We start from the raw sequence: 15,833 nt of genomic DNA, 5'->3' as shown, positions 1-15,833 counted from the left end.
GCCGCTCACGCTCAACGCTCGCGCGGCACCCATGCGCCGTGGAACCCGGCCGGCACGCGGCGCGGCAGGTGCACGGTCGCGACCGGCCCTGCCTCGATCGCGCGCGCATCGAGGATCACGACGTCGCTCGTATCCGTCGCCGCGCGGTAGACCACCACCAGCAGCCAGCCGTCGTCCTCGTCGGTGCCGCCCGGACGCGGCACGAACACCGGCTCGCCGTTCTGGTCGCCGGCCGGTACCGTGTAATGCGTGCTCGTGCCGCGCGCGTGGTCGAAGCGCATCACGCCGCGCATTTCCGCGTTGTTCGGCTGCTCGACCGCATACAGGTAGCGGTAGCGGCGCCCCGTCCGGCTTTCGTTGATGCGCGGCAACTCGATGCCGCCGTCGGCGAGCGGCCCTTCGTCGACCAGCCCGTTCGCGGTATCGATCACGTAGCGCCACAGCTCGCCGAGCGGATTCTCGGCAAAGCGGCCCGTGCGCGCATCGAGCCGCAGGAACCACGGATAACGCACCGCATCGAGCACGATGCACGACGCGTCGCAGTCGTATGCGTTCACGACGTGCATGATGAAGCACGGCTCGATGCCGAACCACTGCACGTCGCCACCGTGGCGCGGGATCACGCCGATCCGCGCGGCGCGGTCGTCGTGCCAGCGCAGCGGCATCCGGTGGCCCCGCTCGAGCATCGAAAAGTCGTAGCCCACGTTCAGGTCGAGCAGCAGGCTGCGGGTTTCGGTGATCGCGAGATCGTGCATCATCGACGGCGCGCTCACGTCGACCTCGATGTCGACGCGCTGCACGCCCTGCGCGTCCGCGACACCGTAGCGCAGCCACGGCGCGCGCCAGTCCGCGCGAAACGCGATCAGTTCGCCCGTCACCGGATCGACCTTCGGATGCGCGGTCATCCCGCCGCCGAAGCCCGCGTGCCGCGCGCTCACGCCGAGCGAATCGAGCGCGGCGGTGATCGCGAACGGCGCGCCGCCCTCCGACAGCGCGAGCAATTCGCCCGCATGCCGCAGCACGCTCACGTTCGGATTCGTGTCGGGCAGATGCGGCCCCTGTGCGGGCGCATGCACGGCGGCCCAGCGTTGCGTGCGCGCCCAGCGGTTCCGGTAGCCGGCCGCGCGGCCGTTTTCGAACGCGATCGCGTGCAGCATCGCGGCCTCCGGCCACCACGACAGCATGTCGTTGCCTTCGAAGCGGCCGCCCGGCGGGTTCGGGCCGTTGCGCAGCAGCGTGCCGTCGAGGTCAGGCGGGATCGTGCCGCTCACCCGCAGGTCGACGAGGTCGGCTTCGTCGGCGACCGGCGCGATCGCACCGCGGTTCAGATCGAAGGTCGTCATCGCGTCGCGCCCTCCGTCAGCAGCCTTCGGTCGACGGCGGCAGATCGCCGCGCGCCAGGGCGAGCGCATGGTCGCGCACGTCGTCCGGCCAGCCGGCGATCAGCTCGGCCATCCGCGCGAGGTCGTTCGCGTACAGCGCACGCGCGGCTTCCTCGAAACCGGGCAAGTCGCCCGCGATCGCCGACATGAAGTGGTACGCGCGCGCCTGCGCGTCGCGGCGCCGGTCGGCCGCCGCATGCGTGCGCCGCGCGTCCTCGACGAGCTTGCGCAGCGCGACCGACGCGCCGCCTGGCTGCGCGGCGAGCCAGTCCCAGTGACGCGGCAGCAACGTGACTTCGCGCGATACGACGCCCAGCTTCGGACGGCCGCGACCCCGCTGTTCGCCCGCGCCGGCCGGCTCGCCGGTCGACGCAGAGGGATTGGCGCCGGCAGACGCATCGGCCGGCGGCAGCGCGTAGCGCGCCCGTACTTCGTCGTCCGACCCGCGCAGGTCGAGGTCGATCGAGCGGCCGGTCGCGTCGTCGAAAATCACGATCGCGCCGGACATCGCCTCGCCGGCCGCCTGCCGGACCGCGAGCGCCACCGTCGCGGGCGGGCCGGACGCAATGCGCCGATGGCCGTCGAAAGCCGTGCAGGAAGGAAGCAGCGTGGAAGTGGTCATCATGGTTGCCCGTGGGCAGGAATCGGAATGACGATATTTTTATCCGGGTATAAATTGGATGTCAATATCACCCGGGTAAAATTTTTGTTCACTGTCACGACCAATCGATTCAAATGTTGAATCGATCAAGTCATTAATTGGCATGAAAACGCAAATATCGCCATGACAGAATGATCCGGACGCGCTGCCCGCCAGTCCGGCGTCCGGATTCCGGCCGGCAGCGCCCCCGCGAAAAACGCGCGCACCCGACGCGCCTGCCGCACGACGGCACCTTCCGCCCTTCGGAGGAGACAGTCATGAATCCGCTTCAAGCGCTGCCGGCGTCCGCGTCGGCAACGGCCCGGCGCACCCGCGTGCGCTGGCTCGTGCTGGCCGTGCTGTTCGCAGTCACGACCATCAACTACGCGGATCGCGCGGCGATCGCGATCGCGGGGCCCGCCCTCGCCCGTTCGCTGCACCTGAACCATGTGCAGATCGGCTTCATCTTCTCGGCGTTCGGCTGGTCGTACGTGGTCGCGCAACTGCCGGGCGGCTGGCTGCTCGACCGCTTCGGGTCGCGCATCGTCTATGCCTGCAGCATCTTCTTCTGGTCGCTGTTCACGCTGTTGCAGGGAACGATCGGCTTCTTCGGCGGCGCCGCCGCGTTCGCGCTGCTGTTCGGGCTGCGCTTCCTGGTCGGCGCGGCCGAGGCGCCGTCGTTCCCCGCCAACAGCCGGATCGTGTCCACCTGGTTCCCGGCGCCCGAGCGCGGCACCGCGTCGGCGATCTTCAATGCCGCGCAGTACGCGGCGACCGTCGTGTTCGCGCCGCTGATGGGCTGGCTCGTGCATGCGTTCGGCTGGCAATCGGTGTTCGCGGTGATGGGCGTGCTCGGCTTCGCGTTCGTGCTCGTGTGGAACCGCACGATGTACGACCCGAAGGTGCATCCGCGCATCAACCGCGCGGAGCTCGACTACCTCACCGAAGGCGGCGCGCTCGTCAACATCGACCAGGCGACCGGCGCGCGCGACGGCGGCCCGTCGCTGCATCACGTGAAGGCGCTGCTGAGAAACCGGATGCTGGTCGGCGTGTACGTCGCGCAGTACTGCATCAACGCACTCACCTATTTCTTCATCACGTGGTTTCCCGTCTATCTCGTGCAGGCGCGCGGGATGTCGATCCTCAACGCGGGGCTCGTCGCGTCGATCCCGGCCGTATGCGGGTTCCTCGGCGGGATACTCGGCGGCGTCGTGTCCGACGCGCTGCTCAAGCAGGGCCGGTCGCTGTCGGTCGCCCGCAAGGTGCCGATCGTGATCGGCATGCTGCTGTCGATGTCGATGATCGTCTGCAACTACACCGACTCGCACGTGCTCGTCGTGCTGTTCATGGCGCTGTCGTTCTTCGGCAAGGGGCTCGGCGCGCTCGGCTGGGCCGTCAACGCCGATACCGCGCCGCGTCAGATCGCGGGCCTGAGCGGCGCGCTGCTCAACACGTGCGGCAACCTTTCCAGCATCACGACGCCGATCGCGATCGGCTATATCGTCGACCGCAGCGGCTCGTTCAACGGCGCGCTCGTCTACGTCGTCGCGCACGCGCTCGTCGCTGTGATCTGCTACCTGTTCGTCGTCGGCGAGATCCACCGCGTCGAGCTGACATGAACGGCGCGGGCCGCGCCGGTGCGTCCGGCGGGCCCGCGCATTACGGAACCAGGAGCGAACCGATGTCCGAATCCCGCCGTGCCGGCACGCCGCGCGTCACGCGCATGCAGGTGATCCCCGTCGCCGGCCGCGACAGCATGCTGCTGAACCTGTGTGGTGCGCACGCACCGTATTTCACACGCAACCTCGTGATCCTCGACGACAGCAGCGGGCATACGGGCGTCGGCGAAGTGCCGGGCGGCGAAGGTATCCGCCACGCGCTCGAACGGATGACCGATCTCGTCGTCGGCCAGTCGATCGGACGCTACCAGGCGACGCTCAACGCGGTGCGCGCGGCGCTGTCCGGCGCCGGTGCGGGCGCCGGCCGCACCATCCAGCACGAGGTGACGTCGGCCGGCGAGGCGGCCGTGCTGCGCCAGCCGCACGAGATCAACCTGCGGCTCGACAACGTGATCACCGCGATCGAGGCCGCGCTGCTCGACCTGCTGGGCCAGCATCTCGACGTGCCGGTCGCGGCACTGCTCGGCGAAGGCCAGCAGCGCGACGCGGTGCCGATGCTCGCGTACCTGTTCTATATCGGCGAGCGGCGCCGCACCGACCTGCCGTATCGCGACGAGACGCGCGCGGCAGACCCGTGGTTCCGGCTGCGCAACGAAGCGGCGCTCACGCCGGCCGCGATCGCGCAGCAGGCCGAGGCCGCGGTCGAGCGCTACGGCTTCGCCGATTTCAAGCTGAAGGGCGGCGTGATGGCCGGCGCGGACGAGATGGAAGCGATCGCCGCGATCAAGGCGCGCTTTCCCGACGCGCGCGCGACGCTCGATCCGAACGGCGCGTGGTCGCTCGACGAAGCGGTCGCGCTGTGTCGCGGGCAAGGCCACCTGCTCGCGTATGCGGAAGATCCATGCGGGCCGGAAGGCGGTTATTCCGGCCGCGAAGTGATGGCCGAATTCCGCCGCGCAACCGGCATCCCGACCGCGACCAACATGATCGCGACCGACTGGCGGCAGATGGATCATGCGGTACGACTGCAGGCGGTGGACATCCCGCTCGCCGATCCGCACTTCTGGACGATGCAGGGCTCGGTGCGGCTCGCGCAACTGTGCCGCGACTGGGGGCTCACGTGGGGCTCGCATTCGAACAACCACTTCGACGTGTCGCTCGCGATGTTCACGCATGCGGCCGCGGCGGCGCCCGGCACGATCACCGCGATCGATACGCACTGGATCTGGCAGGAAGGCGATGCGCGGCTCACGCGCGAGCCGCTGGAGATCGTCGGCGGCCAGGTGGCCGTGCCGGAGCGGCCGGGGCTCGGGATCGAGCTCGACATGGCGCAGGTCGAGGCCGCGCATGCGTTGTACCGGGAAGTGGGCGGTACCGCGCGCGACGATGCGGTCGCGATGCGTTATCTGGCACCGGGGTGGACGTACGATCCGAAGCGGCCGAGTTTCGGGCGGGGGTGATGGCGGGGCGGCAGGCAATGCGATCCACGATTGCCAAACCGTGCAAACGATTGCATCCTGCCGGCTGCCCGATCCGTCGCCGCGCCGGCATCGCGAACGGATCGACGCGGCCGCCCAGCAAGAAGGAACCGCCTCGCGATGAAGCCACTCGACCCGACCCTGCGCCTGCTCCTCGTCATCGTGCCTTGCTCGATCCTGTGCCTGCCGGCCAGCACGACCGTCGCAGGCTATGTCGCGCTGAGGCTGACGGCGAACACGTCGCACTTCGAAGGCGGCGCCGGTTATGGATGGATGTGGCTGACGATCCTGCTCAGTTGCGCGTTCTATGCGGCAGGTATCGGCATCTGCGTGCTGCTGCGGAAAAAGCTCGCGCTGCTCGCGATTGTCGCGGCAGCGTTCGCGGCGTTGTCGGTGCCGACATTCCAGACGATTCAGGGCCTGCTGAGCTAGGCCGCGATGTGGCGGAGCGCTTCGGGGTTATCTGTACTCGTCAATCTCTACTGTCCCGCCGAGAGACGCCATCATTTCACGCAGCCCCGATTGCGAAAACTACGCGCGATGCCGTACCGGCATTCAGGCAACGCAGGGTGAAGCCGATTACGAAAGCCGCGCTGAAATGCAGTGCCGAGGCGTCGCCATCGCCAGGGTAGAGGGGAAAATACGTCGGCCGCCAACGCGCGGCCGACTACGCCGAGATTAAGGGCTGGCGGCTGGGAGGGCGACCATCGCACAGACGGCGGAACATTTCGGCGTGAGCGCGGCGACCGTCAAGCGGGCTTGTGCTGAGTGCCCCCTGCGCCAACCGCGCGTTATCGGTATTCATCGATATCTACCACGCCCCCAAGCGACTCCATGAGGGATCGCACGTCGTCCGGCACATCCGGTACACGGTCGCCGCTGTAGTTCGCCCAGTAGCAGAAGAAACGGACCCGCGCGCCCGCGCCCTCGATAAGTTCGCGTAGGTCTTGGCGGGGCAGGCCCAGATGCCTGATGAGATAACGTAGATGCGGTTCCAATTGATCGCCCTGGACAGACTCGCTGCTGCGTATCCCCCATACGCCCGTTCGGCCCGGACAGCTGCTGGTTCGGCCGGTCGGCGTGACAAAATGCTGCCCCTTGGTGACGGCTATATCAGGCGTAACGCCGAAATAGCCAGTCCAGAACTCCGGAGCGACGTTATCACCTGAGATTGTGAATGACGCGTTTGCGAGTTGATGTGAACCCAATCTCAACCTCATTTGTAATCGTGCATGTTGCCGATGACTTCGCCTTGAAATTCAACGTTGCCATTGTCGTGCCAAGTGACATTGTCAGCACCGCCAAGGCCAAGGTCGTCCTTCATCGAATGGACCATCCCGCCAAAGATATCCCGAGCGTACCCTAGCATTTTGGCCGCATAGTTCGGGTTGGTAGTGGATGCTGCTAACTGTTCTACGTCACCACTCAAAGGGCCATCCGCATAGTCAAACACGTCCGCACTGCCTAACGGAGTACCTGGAGTACCTGGGTCAAGCGAGTTCGCCAATTGAGGGGCCGCTCCAGCAGTCCCTGCAACCACGCTCTGCAAATAGCCAATCAGTTCATCCGCCGACACGTCGTTGGGCACTGCCCAACCGGGGAGAGGTTTGTCTACGGGCAGCGCGGCCACTCCCGGCACGCTGGCGAGCCTACTTGCTCTTGGGAAAGGCGGTGTAGAGGGCGCGCGCCCAGCAACGCCGCCACGGGCCACGGGGCGGTCGATAGATACGGACACCCTCCCGTCCTCGATGGCAGACCTGAGCGCGGCCACCGGATCACCCGCCGATGTTCCAGCGAGCCCCAATTCTCGAAGATAGCCAATGGCCCCGGTCATCAACCCGGCATACCTCGGCCAATGCAGCATCAGTTCCGAGACAGCGGCGCGCTGTTCAAGCGACTGTCGCGACCCGCGGCCGCCAGACAGCGTCGCGCGCTTCCCGAACCCCATATCGATCATCACCGACGCCATGCCGCGATGCTCTCAAATTATTGTCTGATTAATTGAGCAACACGGAATAGCGTCCAGTCAATTTGTGACGGACGGCGGTATGAGCAGCATCGGGCACGGGAATCCAGGTGCGGCGTACGATTTCTATCAACGAATAAAACAGGTCGTGCAGGTTGCCGTACCGGTGCAACGCGCTTGCAGCCGAGGCCCGTCAGATATGAGTGCGGTATGGATCGAGCAAGAAGTTGCAGCGCCGTTGCGCGGGAAGAGGCACGACGAACGTGTAATGGACGCGCCGGTCAGTTTGTGTCCAACCGTTACGACCGGGCTTCAGCCATGCTGTCAGTCTTCAGCGCATGGCAAATCCTGCTCCCAAATGCAAAACAACGCACTACATCGCAAGACGTAGTGCGTTGTTTTTACTGGAATTCTTGGTGGAGCGGAGGAGGATCGAACTCCCGACCTTCGCATTGCGAACGCGACGCTCTCCCAGCTGAGCTACCGCCCCAACAGACAACCATCATACACATGCATTTCTGCGCTTGGCAATAGGGGTTCGCTACCCAAATGCGTCACTTCGACGGCGCGCCCGCCAGCACCCATTCGACCACGGAACGCAGATCCGCATCGCTCATGCGCGGGTGCGCCGGCATCGGAATCGCACCCCACACCCCCGAGCCGCCGTCCTTCACTTTCTTCGACAGCTTCGCGACAGCCTGCGGATCGGACTTGTAGCGTGCGGCGATGTCCTTGAACGACGGGCCGACGAGCTTGCGGTCCACTGCGTGGCAGCCCATGCAGGCATTGCCGCGCGCGACCCTCAGGCCATCGGCGACATCGGCATGCGCGGTGCCGAGCACACCGGCCGCGAGCGCCCCAGCCGCGGCGCCCTGCACCATCCAGTGTTTGATCTGCATCAGCTTCATTGCGGCGTCGCCTTCGGGTTGCCCGGGTGCACGCTCGACGAATTCGAGATCGGCGCGGGCGGTTGCAGCGGGGTGGACTGGACCGACGCATCGGGCACCGCACCGACCGTCGCGGAATCCGCGGGGACGGCGGCGGCCTGCGCGCCGGACGCATCGCTCGGCGACGCAGCCTGCAACGCCTGCGCGTCCTGCGGCTGGATGTACTGGAACACCTTCACGACCTTCTCGACGCCCGGCACCTGGCTCGCCGCATCGGCGCCGCGATTGCCTTCGTCGACCGTCACGAGGCCCATCAGGTAGATATTGCCGCGCTCGCTGACGACCTTGTAGTAGTTCGCCGACAGCCCCTTCGTCGCGATCAGCTCGGACTTCACGCGCCCTTCGAGATACGAGTCGTTCGCGCGCGACGACAGCGACGACGCCGGCTCGACCGACAGCTCGTTGACGATCCCGTTCACGTTGTTGATGCCGCGCACGATCTCTTCGGCACGCTGCTTCGACGCATCGTTCGGCACCTCACCCGTCAGCAGCACGCGGCGGTTGAACACCGTCACGTTCACGTGCGACTGATCCGGCAGCCCGTTGTTGATCTGCGTGAGCGACTTGACCTGGATCTCGCGATCCTCCGTCTGCGCGCCGAGCGTACGGCGGTCGGTCGCGATCAGCGCGCCGCCGCCTGCCGCGGCACCCAGCACGCCGAGTACGCAGCCCTGCAGCGACACGGCAAGGCCCGCCGTCAGCGCGACGAGCAACGTGGTTCTGACGAGCGTCCCTTTGACGCGGCTTTGATTCATCGACGGCTCTCCTTCGTTCAATCCTCACCCAGCAGCATCGCGTCGATGCCGTCGCACAGGCAGTGGATGGTCAGCAGATGGACTTCGTGGACGCGCGCCGCGCGAGACGCGGGCACGCTGATCGGGATATCGGTGTCGGACAGCGCGGCGGCGACTGCATGGCCGTTGCCGCCGGTCAGCGCGACGACGGTCATCTCGCGCTCGTGCGCCTCGTCGATCGCGGCCAGCACGCGCGGCGACGCGCCGCCCGCGTCGAGCACCAGCAGGATGTCGCCGGTCTGCCCGAGCACGCGCACCTGCTGCGCGAACAGCTGATCGGCAGCGCTCGCACCGGTGAGCCCGCCCTGCGACGCATCGGTGGCCAGCGCAATCGCCGGCAGGCCCGGGCGCTCGCGCTCGAAGCCGCCGACGAGGGACACGGCGAGGTAGTGCGCAGCAGCGGCCGACGGGCCGTCGCCGCACGCGACGATCTTGTTGCCGTTCGCCAGCGCGGCGAACATCGCATCGACCGCGGCTGCGATCGGCAGCGACAGCGCGTCGGCCGCCTCGGCGTGAAGCGCGGCACTGTCGCGGAAATGTTGCTGAATACGTTCGACTGACATCGATTCCTGGTGAACTGGGCGCGTGGCACGCAGCGCGCGACATCATGGGTGCGGCGAGTTTACCGCACTCCGGCACCCTCTCCGGGGGTACGGCAAGAACTCTTTACATCTCGTCACAGCTCGCGGCTACACATCGTCGGTACGAAATGCGTCGCGCAGCCATTCGAGCCGGCCGGCCTCGAACGCGACGACGTCGAAGCGGCACGCGGCGCCCGCGCCGTGCCGCGCCCAGAAACCGAGCGCCGCCGCGATCAAACGCTGCCGCTTGCGCCAGCCGACGCTGGCGGCCGCACCGCCATGCCGCGTGCTGCGCCGCGCACGCACCTCGACGAACACGAGCACGCCGTCGGGCGCTCGCATCACGAGGTCGAGCTCGCCGCCGCGCATCGTCACGTTGGCCGCGACGAACGCGAGGCCGCGACGCTCGAGGAACTGCCGCGCACGCTGCTCGAACGCCGCGCCGACGGGTTTGGATCGAGCGGCGCCGGAAAAGTTGTCGCCGGCAGCCGGCAAACCGCGCGCGCCGCCCGGCGCGGCCGGCTGCGCGTGGCACAATGCCGTCCTTGTTCCGCTTGCGCCGCGATTGCGCGCATTGCCTGCCATGACTGCCCTCCTCGAACTCGCGCAAACGCAGCATTACCCGAGCGCCACGCTCTACGTGGTCGCGACGCCGATCGGCAACACCGCCGACATCACGCTGCGCGCGCTGCACGTGCTCGGCCTCGCCGACCGCATCGCCGCCGAAGACACCCGCAACACGGGCCAGCTGCTCGCCCGCTACGGGATCTCGAAACCGCTCGTCGCCGTGCACGAGCACAACGAACGCGAAGCCGCGCTGCGCGTGATCGAGCTGCTGCGCGCGGGCGAACGCGTGGCGTACGTGTCGGACGCCGGCACGCCCGGCATTTCGGACCCCGGCGCGCGGCTCGTCGACGCCGTGCGCACCGCGGGCTTCGCGGTAGTTCCGCTGCCGGGCGCGAGCGCGGCCGTGACCGCGCTGAGCGTGGCGGGCGACTGGGCCGGCACGTTCACGTTCGCGGGCTTCCTGCCGCCGAAGACGAAGCAGCGCGCCAGCACACTGCAGGCGCTCGTGCAGCATCCGTATGCGCTGGTGTTCTACGAAGCGCCGCACCGGATCGCCGAAACCGTCGCCGCACTGGCCGACGCATTCGGCCCCGCACGCCGGCTGCTGATCGCGCGCGAGCTCACCAAGCTACACGAGCAGTTGTTCCAGGGCACCCTGGCCGAAGGACAGACCTGGCTCGACGGCGATGCGAACCGGCAGCGCGGCGAGTTCGTGCTGGTCGTCGAAGGCGCGCCGGCCAATCGCGACGAAGCCGACGACACCGCGCACGACGCGCTGCTCAAGCTGCTGTTGGAAGAAGTGCCGGTGAAGAGCGCCGCGAAGCTCGCGGCGGCGCTGACGGGCGCGTCGCGCAACACACTGTACGCACGCGCGCTGACGCTGAAGGAAGGTTGACGCGCGACGTGCGCGGCACAAACCGCTGAAGCGAAAAAAGGCTGCCCGAGGCAGCCTTTTTGCATGGACGGACAAACCGTCGCGTTACTTCGACGACAGCGACGCGAACATCTCGTCGCGCGCCTCGCGCGCTTCCTGCGGCGACAGCCCTTCGATCTTCACGCGGCCCGTGCCGGCATGCACGAGACCGATGATCTTGGCGGCCGCATACGACAGGTCGAGCACACGGCCACGCTTGAACGGCCCGCGATCGTTGACCTTCACGACGACCCACTTGCCGGTCGACGCGTTCGTCACCTTGATGTACGAAGACAGCGGCAGCGTGCGATGCGCGGCGGTCAGCGCGTTCATGTTGAAGCGCTCGCCGTTCGCGGTGCGGCGGCCGTGGAAATCGCGGCCATACCACGAAGCCCGGCCCGTCTGGCGGAAATCGGATACGTCCTTGCCGTCGATCGGCTCGGCGTCCGCCAGCGAAGACTTGTTCGCGTCCTTGCTGTCGGCAGCCGGCATCGACGCCAGCGCGGAATCGAAATTCAGTTGCTGCTTGTCACTGTCCGCTTTCGCGGCAGCGGCCGTCTTGTCGACCGCGCCCTTCTGATTGGCGTTGCCGGTGGTCTGGCTGGGTGGCACCGCACAGCCCGTCAACGCAAAAAATATTGCAATGGTCCCGAATCGAGTCGGAAATCGAAAATTCATCGACGTGTCGCCTTCTGGTTCGGGCCGCACCGATACAACGCTGCTCAACAACGCAGATACGCGGCCCGGACGGCAAATGCGTGCACGCCCCGCTCGGATGCGAGCAGGCGGCTAGCATGGGCGCGGCTTTCGTCTCTGCCGCAACCGTCCTGATTAGTTTTCACGTCTGGCGCAACCTGTCCCCGGCAGCCTGACCAGACCCCACATGCCGCCATCGAACATGGCTTTCACGTTCGCGCGCGTCGCATACAGCCAACGCACAGGAACGGCGGCACAGGCCTCATCCGGCGGCGCGGCAGCAAGGCCGCAGGCGGGCGCGCAGCACCCGGCCGGACAAGACGTGAGCACCGAATGCTCGGTGCTGGATACACCGCCGGACTCCCCGGCGGTCGATGCTTGACGGTGAATCCGACACCCCATTTAACGGGGCCGAAACACCAGCGAATTGCGTGAAATTCACGCGCAATGGGGCGCATTATACATAAATCAAAACCCCATCTCGAAATCTGCCCCTCCCCAGCCATTGATTCTCACTATGGCGGTAACAATCGGATGCTCCGGGATTGCCCGCACGGCGTGCGCCGTGCGCCCCTCGGCAGGGCCGGCAGGCGGCTCGCGCGACCGGTACAATCGCTCCTTTTAGCCGCCGGTGCCCTCATGAAAGTCACGCTCATCCCGGTCACGCCATTCCAGCAGAACTGCTCGCTGCTCGTCTGCGAAAAGACCGGCCGCGCCGCCGTCGTCGATCCGGGTGGCGATCTCGAACGGATCGAACACGAGATCGCGCGGCAGAACGTGCAGGTCGAGAAAGTGCTGCTCACGCACGGGCACGTCGATCACTGCGCAGGTGCGAAGGCGCTCGCCACGCATTACGGCGTGCCGATCGTGGGGCCGCAGGAAGACGAACGCTTCTGGATCGAGCAGTTGCCGATGCAGAGCCAGCGCTTCGGCTTTCCGGCCGCCGAAACCTTCGAGCCGGATCACTGGCTGAACGACGGCGACACCGTAAAGTTCGGCGACGAAACGCTCGAGGTCTATCACTGCCCGGGCCACACGCCCGGTCACGTCGTGTTCTTCAGCCGCGCGCATCGCGTCGCGATCGTCGGCGACGTATTGTTCGCCGGCTCGATCGGCCGCACCGACTTCCCGCGCGGCAATCACGCGGACCTCGTGCGTTCGATCAAGGAAAAGCTGTGGCCGCTCGGCGACGACGTCACGTTCGTGCCGGGCCACGGCCCTGTGTCCACCTTCGGCGACGAGCGCCGCACGAATCCGTTCGTGTCCGACAAGGCATACGGATGAACCAGACCGCCATCCCCGAAATCTACGTCAGCACCGACGTCGAGGCCGACGGCCCGATTCCCGGCCCGCACTCGATGCTGAGCTTCGCGTCGGCCGCCTATACCGAGGACAAGCAACTGATCGCGACGTTCTCGGCGAACCTCGAGACGCTGCCCGGCGCCCACGCCCATCCGGTACAGGAAGCGTGGTGGAAGACCGAACCCGACGCGTGGGCCGCATGCCGGCGCGACCTGCAGGCGCCCGAGGCCGCACTCGTCGCGTACGTCGAGTGGGTCGAGGCGCTGCCCGGCAAGCCGGTGTTCGTCGCGATGCCGGCCGGCTTCGATTTCACGTTCATGTTCTGGTACATGATGCGCTTCGCGGGCCGCTGCCCGTTCTCGTGGTCGGCGCTCGACATCAAGACGCTCGCGTTCGCGATAACGGGCCTGCCGTACCGCAAGGCCATCAAGCCGCGCTTTCCGAAGCACTGGTTCGACGATCACCCGCATACGCACGTCGCGCTCGACGACGCCATCGAGCAAGGCGCGCTGTTCTGCAACATGCTCGCCGACCTGCGCCGTCAGCAGGCTGCGCTCGCGGGCCTCGCCGTGTCCGACACCGACCGGTCGGAACACGCGGGGGCGGGGCAAAATCCCACGGATCCGCGCACAAATTAGCGAATCTCGCTCATCGACACGCCGTCAGATTGCCTTTCCTTTCCCGGCCCTCTAACATTCAGCGTGTTGTAGCTGCCGCATGGAGGCGCAGGTGACGCTCGATTCCTTTTCGCAAAAAATCCTTCGCCTGTTGCAGCTCGACGCGCGCCGTTCCGTTCAGGAAATTTCCGATCAGGTCGGCCTGTCGAGCACGCCGTGCTGGCGCCGCATCAAGGACATGGAGCAATCCGGCGTGATCCAGCGCTATACCGCGCTGCTCGATCGCGAGAAGCTCGGCCTGCATGTGTGCGCGCTCGCGCACGTGCACCTGACCCGCCACAACGAAGGCGGCGTCGAGCAGTTCGAGCGCGAGATCGCGACCTGCCCGGAAGTCACCGAGTGCTACAGCACGACGGGCGAAGCCGACTACATCCTCAAGATCGTCGCCCCCGACATCAAGGCCTACGACGTCTTCCTGCACGAACGGATCTTCAAGATCCCGGCGGTGTCGCAGGTACGCACGAGCGTCGTGCTGCGCGAAATCAAGTTCGACACGCAGTTGCCGCTGTAACGCGCGGCGCGCGCTCGCGAGCGCGCCGGCGTCACGCCGGCGCAGGCAGCGCGCGCGTGAAGCCGATCCGGCGCGCGCCGAACTGGCGCTTCAGCGCATCGACGTCGAGCCGGCCGGCCAGCGCCGCGTCGGTATCGCCCGCATCCGCGGCGAGCGTCACGTCGATCTCCAGCCCCGTGCTCAGGTAGTGCAGGTCGATCGCGTCCGCACGCAGCCCGCGCTGCGCGAGCGCTTCGTCGAGCCGCGCCGTGATTTCGACGCGCGGGGGCAGCGCGAGCGCCGGACGACGCGCCGCATCGTTCTCCGGATCGACGTGAATCAGCGCATCCAGCACGCGCGGATCGCGCAACACACGCGCACGCGCGGTTTCCGCGATGTAGTGCCCTTCCGATACCGAGATCATCGGATCGACCAGGATATGCGCGTCGACGAGCGCGGCATCGCCCATCTTGCGCGTGCGCAGGTCGTGCACGTCGCGCACGCCGGGCGTCGCCGTGAGCAGTGCACGGATCTCGTCCGTGTCGGTCGTGTCGAGCGCGCGATCGGACAGGTCCTGCAACGCGTCATAGCCGAACGTCCAGCCCATGCGCGCGACCATGAAGCCGACGATCGCGGCCGCGATCGGATCGAGCAGCCGCACCCCGGCCAGGCTGCCGACGATGCCGATCGCCACGACGAGCGACGATGCGGCATCCGAGCGCGCATGCCAGGCGTTCGCGACGAGCATCGCCGAACGCACGCGCCGTGCCTCGCGCAGCATGTAGCGGAACAGCGCCTCTTTCGACACGAGCACCGTCAGCGCGACAATCAGCGCGGAGAAATGCACGGCCGGAATGTTTTCGAGATTTACGAGACGATTGCCGGCACGCCAGAGCATGCCGATACCGACCGCGATCAGGATCGCACCGAGAAACAGCGATGCGACCGTCTCGTAACGGCTGTGCCCGTAATTGTGGTCGGCGTCCGGCGATGCGCCACTATGACGATTCGCAACCAGCACGACAAAATCCGAGATCAAATCGGAAATCGAATGAACGCCGTCGGCAATCAACGCCTGCGAATGCGCAACCACCCCCACGACGATCTGAAACGTCGCAAGCACGACATTCAGCACAATACTGACGAGGGTGCTCTTGCGCGCGACCGCGTGCTTATCGGCGCTTTGCGCGTCACCGGAAAACGTGGACATGAAATACGAGATATCGGTTGGGGTACGGAATTCTATCAAACGAAGCCCTCCGGGCATTCCGATAACCCTAAATTCCCCAGTTAAATCAACCGGTTATGCGAACGGGTTGCATTCCCATTCACACGGCGTTTCTGACATTTTCATGACACCACGCATACATTCCGATACCACCATACAAAAAAGCCGCGCTCCTGCACGGATACGCGGCTCTTTTGAGACAACGACTTAAACGTTTGCTTAAATCGAGAATTGTTCGCGGTCCTTGCCGGCGATCCAGCGCGGCGGCTTGCCGCGGCCCGACCACGTCGCGCCCGTTTCCGGATCGCGGTATTTTGCCGCCACGCCTGCGCGCGGACGACCGACTTTACCTGCCTTCGCGCGGCTCAGGCCGAGTTCCGCGAGCGAAAAACCGTAGTCGGCAATTTTCTGCTTCACGTCATTCAGCACTTCAGCGTATTCACGCGACTTCGCTTCTTCGATTTGCTTCTCCAGCTTCTCCCGCTGGGCCAGCAGGTCCTTGTAAGAAGACATAGTTTCCCTTTCTATATGACCAATGGCACCGGTCTGCAGC

18 protein-coding genes, 1 tRNA gene and 1 pseudogene are annotated in these 15,833 nt (G+C 66.3%); 8 read left to right on the top strand and 12 right to left on the bottom strand.

Annotated features, from left to right (window positions below; translation table 11 throughout):
• Nucleotides 1-11: 11 nt before the first annotated feature.
• Nucleotides 12-1,343 (bottom strand): carotenoid oxygenase family protein, encoded by a 1,332-nt coding sequence (locus DCN14_RS15510; RefSeq protein ID WP_096508198.1) that lies wholly within the window; start codon nt 1,341-1,343, stop codon nt 12-14.
• Between the two features lie 16 nt (nt 1,344-1,359).
• Nucleotides 1,360-2,004 (bottom strand): DUF2239 family protein, encoded by a 645-nt coding sequence (locus tag DCN14_RS15505; RefSeq protein ID WP_096508230.1) that lies wholly within the window; start codon nt 2,002-2,004, stop codon nt 1,360-1,362.
• A gap of 296 nt (nt 2,005-2,300) precedes the next feature.
• On the opposite strand from DCN14_RS15505, the gene DCN14_RS15500 reads away from it, so the two are divergent.
• The 4 genes and pseudogenes from DCN14_RS15500 to DCN14_RS38705 form a co-directional block, all read left to right on the top strand.
• On the top strand, nt 2,301-3,641 hold the full coding sequence (locus DCN14_RS15500) for an MFS transporter (protein ID WP_096508197.1): 1,341 nt from the start codon (nt 2,301-2,303) through the stop codon (nt 3,639-3,641).
• Between the two features lie 62 nt (nt 3,642-3,703).
• On the top strand, nt 3,704-5,101 hold the full coding sequence (locus DCN14_RS15495) for an enolase C-terminal domain-like protein (RefSeq protein ID WP_096508229.1): 1,398 nt from the start codon (nt 3,704-3,706) through the stop codon (nt 5,099-5,101).
• A 138-nt stretch (nt 5,102-5,239) separates the two neighbouring features.
• A complete protein-coding gene (locus DCN14_RS15490) occupies nt 5,240-5,551 on the top strand; it encodes a hypothetical protein (protein WP_096508196.1) in 312 nt (103 codons plus the stop codon).
• Between the two features lie 86 nt (nt 5,552-5,637).
• Nucleotides 5,638-5,957, top strand: a pseudogene (locus DCN14_RS38705) (hypothetical protein); the annotation flags it as partial.
• On the opposite strand, the gene DCN14_RS15480 reads toward DCN14_RS38705, so the two are convergent.
• The 7 genes from DCN14_RS15480 to DCN14_RS15450 form a co-directional block, all read right to left on the bottom strand.
• Nucleotides 5,911-6,339 carry a DUF4279 domain-containing protein gene (locus DCN14_RS15480; RefSeq protein ID WP_096508195.1) on the bottom strand — a complete coding sequence of 143 codons (429 nt, stop codon included), beginning with the start codon at nt 6,337-6,339 and terminating at the stop codon, nt 5,911-5,913. The pseudogene DCN14_RS38705 and the gene DCN14_RS15480 overlap by 47 nt on opposite strands.
• Nucleotides 6,336-7,088: a hypothetical protein gene (locus tag DCN14_RS15475; RefSeq protein WP_096508194.1), complete on the bottom strand. Its 753-nt coding sequence runs from the start codon at nt 7,086-7,088 to the stop codon at nt 6,336-6,338. Before DCN14_RS15475 ends, DCN14_RS15480 begins: the two co-directional genes overlap by 4 nt.
• Nucleotides 7,089-7,499: 411 nt before the next feature.
• Nucleotides 7,500-7,575, bottom strand: a tRNA-Ala gene (locus DCN14_RS15470).
• A gap of 64 nt (nt 7,576-7,639) precedes the next feature.
• Complete coding sequence (locus DCN14_RS15465) at nt 7,640-7,993, bottom strand: c-type cytochrome (protein ID WP_096508193.1); 354 nt, start codon at nt 7,991-7,993, stop codon at nt 7,640-7,642.
• A complete protein-coding gene (locus DCN14_RS15460) occupies nt 7,990-8,787 on the bottom strand; it encodes a BON domain-containing protein (RefSeq protein ID WP_096508192.1) in 798 nt (265 codons plus the stop codon). The genes DCN14_RS15465 and DCN14_RS15460 overlap by 4 nt, the downstream gene beginning before the upstream one ends.
• A gap of 17 nt (nt 8,788-8,804) precedes the next feature.
• Nucleotides 8,805-9,389, bottom strand: a complete 585-nt coding sequence (locus DCN14_RS15455; RefSeq protein WP_096508191.1) for an SIS domain-containing protein — start codon at nt 9,387-9,389, stop codon at nt 8,805-8,807.
• Between the two features lie 126 nt (nt 9,390-9,515).
• Entirely contained in the window at nt 9,516-9,944 is a 429-nt protein-coding gene (locus DCN14_RS15450; protein WP_172441947.1) for a YraN family protein, read from the bottom strand.
• A 46-nt stretch (nt 9,945-9,990) separates the two neighbouring features.
• Here DCN14_RS15450 and rsmI point away from each other — a divergent pair, with 46 nt between their 5' ends.
• Complete coding sequence (gene rsmI / locus DCN14_RS15445) at nt 9,991-10,869, top strand: 16S rRNA (cytidine(1402)-2'-O)-methyltransferase (protein WP_096508189.1); 879 nt, start codon at nt 9,991-9,993, stop codon at nt 10,867-10,869.
• An 84-nt stretch (nt 10,870-10,953) separates the two neighbouring features.
• Here rsmI and DCN14_RS15440 read toward each other — a convergent pair whose 3' ends face one another.
• A complete protein-coding gene (locus DCN14_RS15440; RefSeq protein ID WP_096508188.1) occupies nt 10,954-11,565 on the bottom strand; it encodes a septal ring lytic transglycosylase RlpA family protein in 612 nt (203 codons plus the stop codon).
• Nucleotides 11,566-12,222: 657 nt separating this feature from the next.
• Between DCN14_RS15440 and DCN14_RS15430 the strand changes: the two genes are divergently transcribed.
• From DCN14_RS15430 to DCN14_RS15420, 3 genes are all read left to right on the top strand, one after another.
• Complete coding sequence (locus DCN14_RS15430) at nt 12,223-12,867, top strand: MBL fold metallo-hydrolase (protein WP_096508187.1); 645 nt, start codon at nt 12,223-12,225, stop codon at nt 12,865-12,867.
• Nucleotides 12,864-13,523, top strand: a complete 660-nt coding sequence (locus tag DCN14_RS15425) for an exonuclease (protein WP_096508186.1) — start codon at nt 12,864-12,866, stop codon at nt 13,521-13,523. The genes DCN14_RS15430 and DCN14_RS15425 overlap by 4 nt, the downstream gene beginning before the upstream one ends.
• A 79-nt stretch (nt 13,524-13,602) precedes the next feature.
• The gene (locus tag DCN14_RS15420) at nt 13,603-14,073 is read left to right on the top strand and encodes an Lrp/AsnC family transcriptional regulator (protein ID WP_006477376.1); all 471 of its coding nucleotides are present in this window, start codon (nt 13,603-13,605) and stop codon (nt 14,071-14,073) included.
• 31 nt (nt 14,074-14,104) lie between these two features.
• Here DCN14_RS15420 and DCN14_RS15415 read toward each other — a convergent pair whose 3' ends face one another.
• Together DCN14_RS15415 and DCN14_RS15410 are read right to left on the bottom strand one after the other, a co-directional pair.
• Nucleotides 14,105-15,262: a cation diffusion facilitator family transporter gene (locus DCN14_RS15415; RefSeq protein ID WP_096508185.1), complete on the bottom strand. Its 1,158-nt coding sequence runs from the start codon at nt 15,260-15,262 to the stop codon at nt 14,105-14,107.
• 237 nt (nt 15,263-15,499) lie between these two features.
• A complete protein-coding gene (locus tag DCN14_RS15410) occupies nt 15,500-15,793 on the bottom strand; it encodes an H-NS histone family protein (RefSeq protein ID WP_096508184.1) in 294 nt (97 codons plus the stop codon).
• Between the last annotated feature and the right edge of the window lie 40 nt (nt 15,794-15,833).

Origin of the sequence: Burkholderia sp. IDO3 (assembly GCF_003366075.1) — a bacterium.
Taxonomy (GTDB): Bacteria; Pseudomonadota; Gammaproteobacteria; order Burkholderiales; family Burkholderiaceae; genus Burkholderia; species Burkholderia anthina.
The sequence above is the reverse complement of the archived record's forward strand: the minus strand, read 5'-3'. Positions and strand labels throughout refer to the sequence as shown.

Bases quoted from the DNA above. Each gene is read 5' to 3' on its own strand.
- DCN14_RS15510 (WP_096508198.1), bottom strand. From the start codon at position 1,343: ATGACGACCTTCGATCTGAACCGCGGTGCGATCGCGCCGGTCGCCGAC.
- DCN14_RS15505 (WP_096508230.1), bottom strand. From the start codon at position 2,004: ATGACCACTTCCACGCTGCTTCCTTCCTGCACGGCTTTCGACGGCCAT.
- DCN14_RS15500 (WP_096508197.1), top strand. From the start codon at position 2,301: ATGAATCCGCTTCAAGCGCTGCCGGCGTCCGCGTCGGCAACGGCCCGG.
- DCN14_RS15495 (WP_096508229.1), top strand. From the start codon at position 3,704: ATGTCCGAATCCCGCCGTGCCGGCACGCCGCGCGTCACGCGCATGCAG.
- DCN14_RS15490 (WP_096508196.1), top strand. From the start codon at position 5,240: ATGAAGCCACTCGACCCGACCCTGCGCCTGCTCCTCGTCATCGTGCCT.
- DCN14_RS15480 (WP_096508195.1), bottom strand. From the start codon at position 6,339: ATGAGGTTGAGATTGGGTTCACATCAACTCGCAAACGCGTCATTCACA.
- DCN14_RS15475 (WP_096508194.1), bottom strand. From the start codon at position 7,088: ATGGCGTCGGTGATGATCGATATGGGGTTCGGGAAGCGCGCGACGCTG.
- DCN14_RS15465 (WP_096508193.1), bottom strand. From the start codon at position 7,993: ATGAAGCTGATGCAGATCAAACACTGGATGGTGCAGGGCGCCGCGGCT.
- DCN14_RS15460 (WP_096508192.1), bottom strand. From the start codon at position 8,787: ATGAATCAAAGCCGCGTCAAAGGGACGCTCGTCAGAACCACGTTGCTC.
- DCN14_RS15455 (WP_096508191.1), bottom strand. From the start codon at position 9,389: ATGTCAGTCGAACGTATTCAGCAACATTTCCGCGACAGTGCCGCGCTT.
- rsmI (WP_096508189.1), top strand. From the start codon at position 9,991: ATGACTGCCCTCCTCGAACTCGCGCAAACGCAGCATTACCCGAGCGCC.
- DCN14_RS15440 (WP_096508188.1), bottom strand. From the start codon at position 11,565: ATGAATTTTCGATTTCCGACTCGATTCGGGACCATTGCAATATTTTTT.
- DCN14_RS15430 (WP_096508187.1), top strand. From the start codon at position 12,223: ATGAAAGTCACGCTCATCCCGGTCACGCCATTCCAGCAGAACTGCTCG.
- DCN14_RS15425 (WP_096508186.1), top strand. From the start codon at position 12,864: ATGAACCAGACCGCCATCCCCGAAATCTACGTCAGCACCGACGTCGAG.
- DCN14_RS15420 (WP_006477376.1), top strand. From the start codon at position 13,603: ATGGAGGCGCAGGTGACGCTCGATTCCTTTTCGCAAAAAATCCTTCGC.
- DCN14_RS15415 (WP_096508185.1), bottom strand. From the start codon at position 15,262: ATGTCCACGTTTTCCGGTGACGCGCAAAGCGCCGATAAGCACGCGGTC.
- DCN14_RS15410 (WP_096508184.1), bottom strand. From the start codon at position 15,793: ATGTCTTCTTACAAGGACCTGCTGGCCCAGCGGGAGAAGCTGGAGAAG.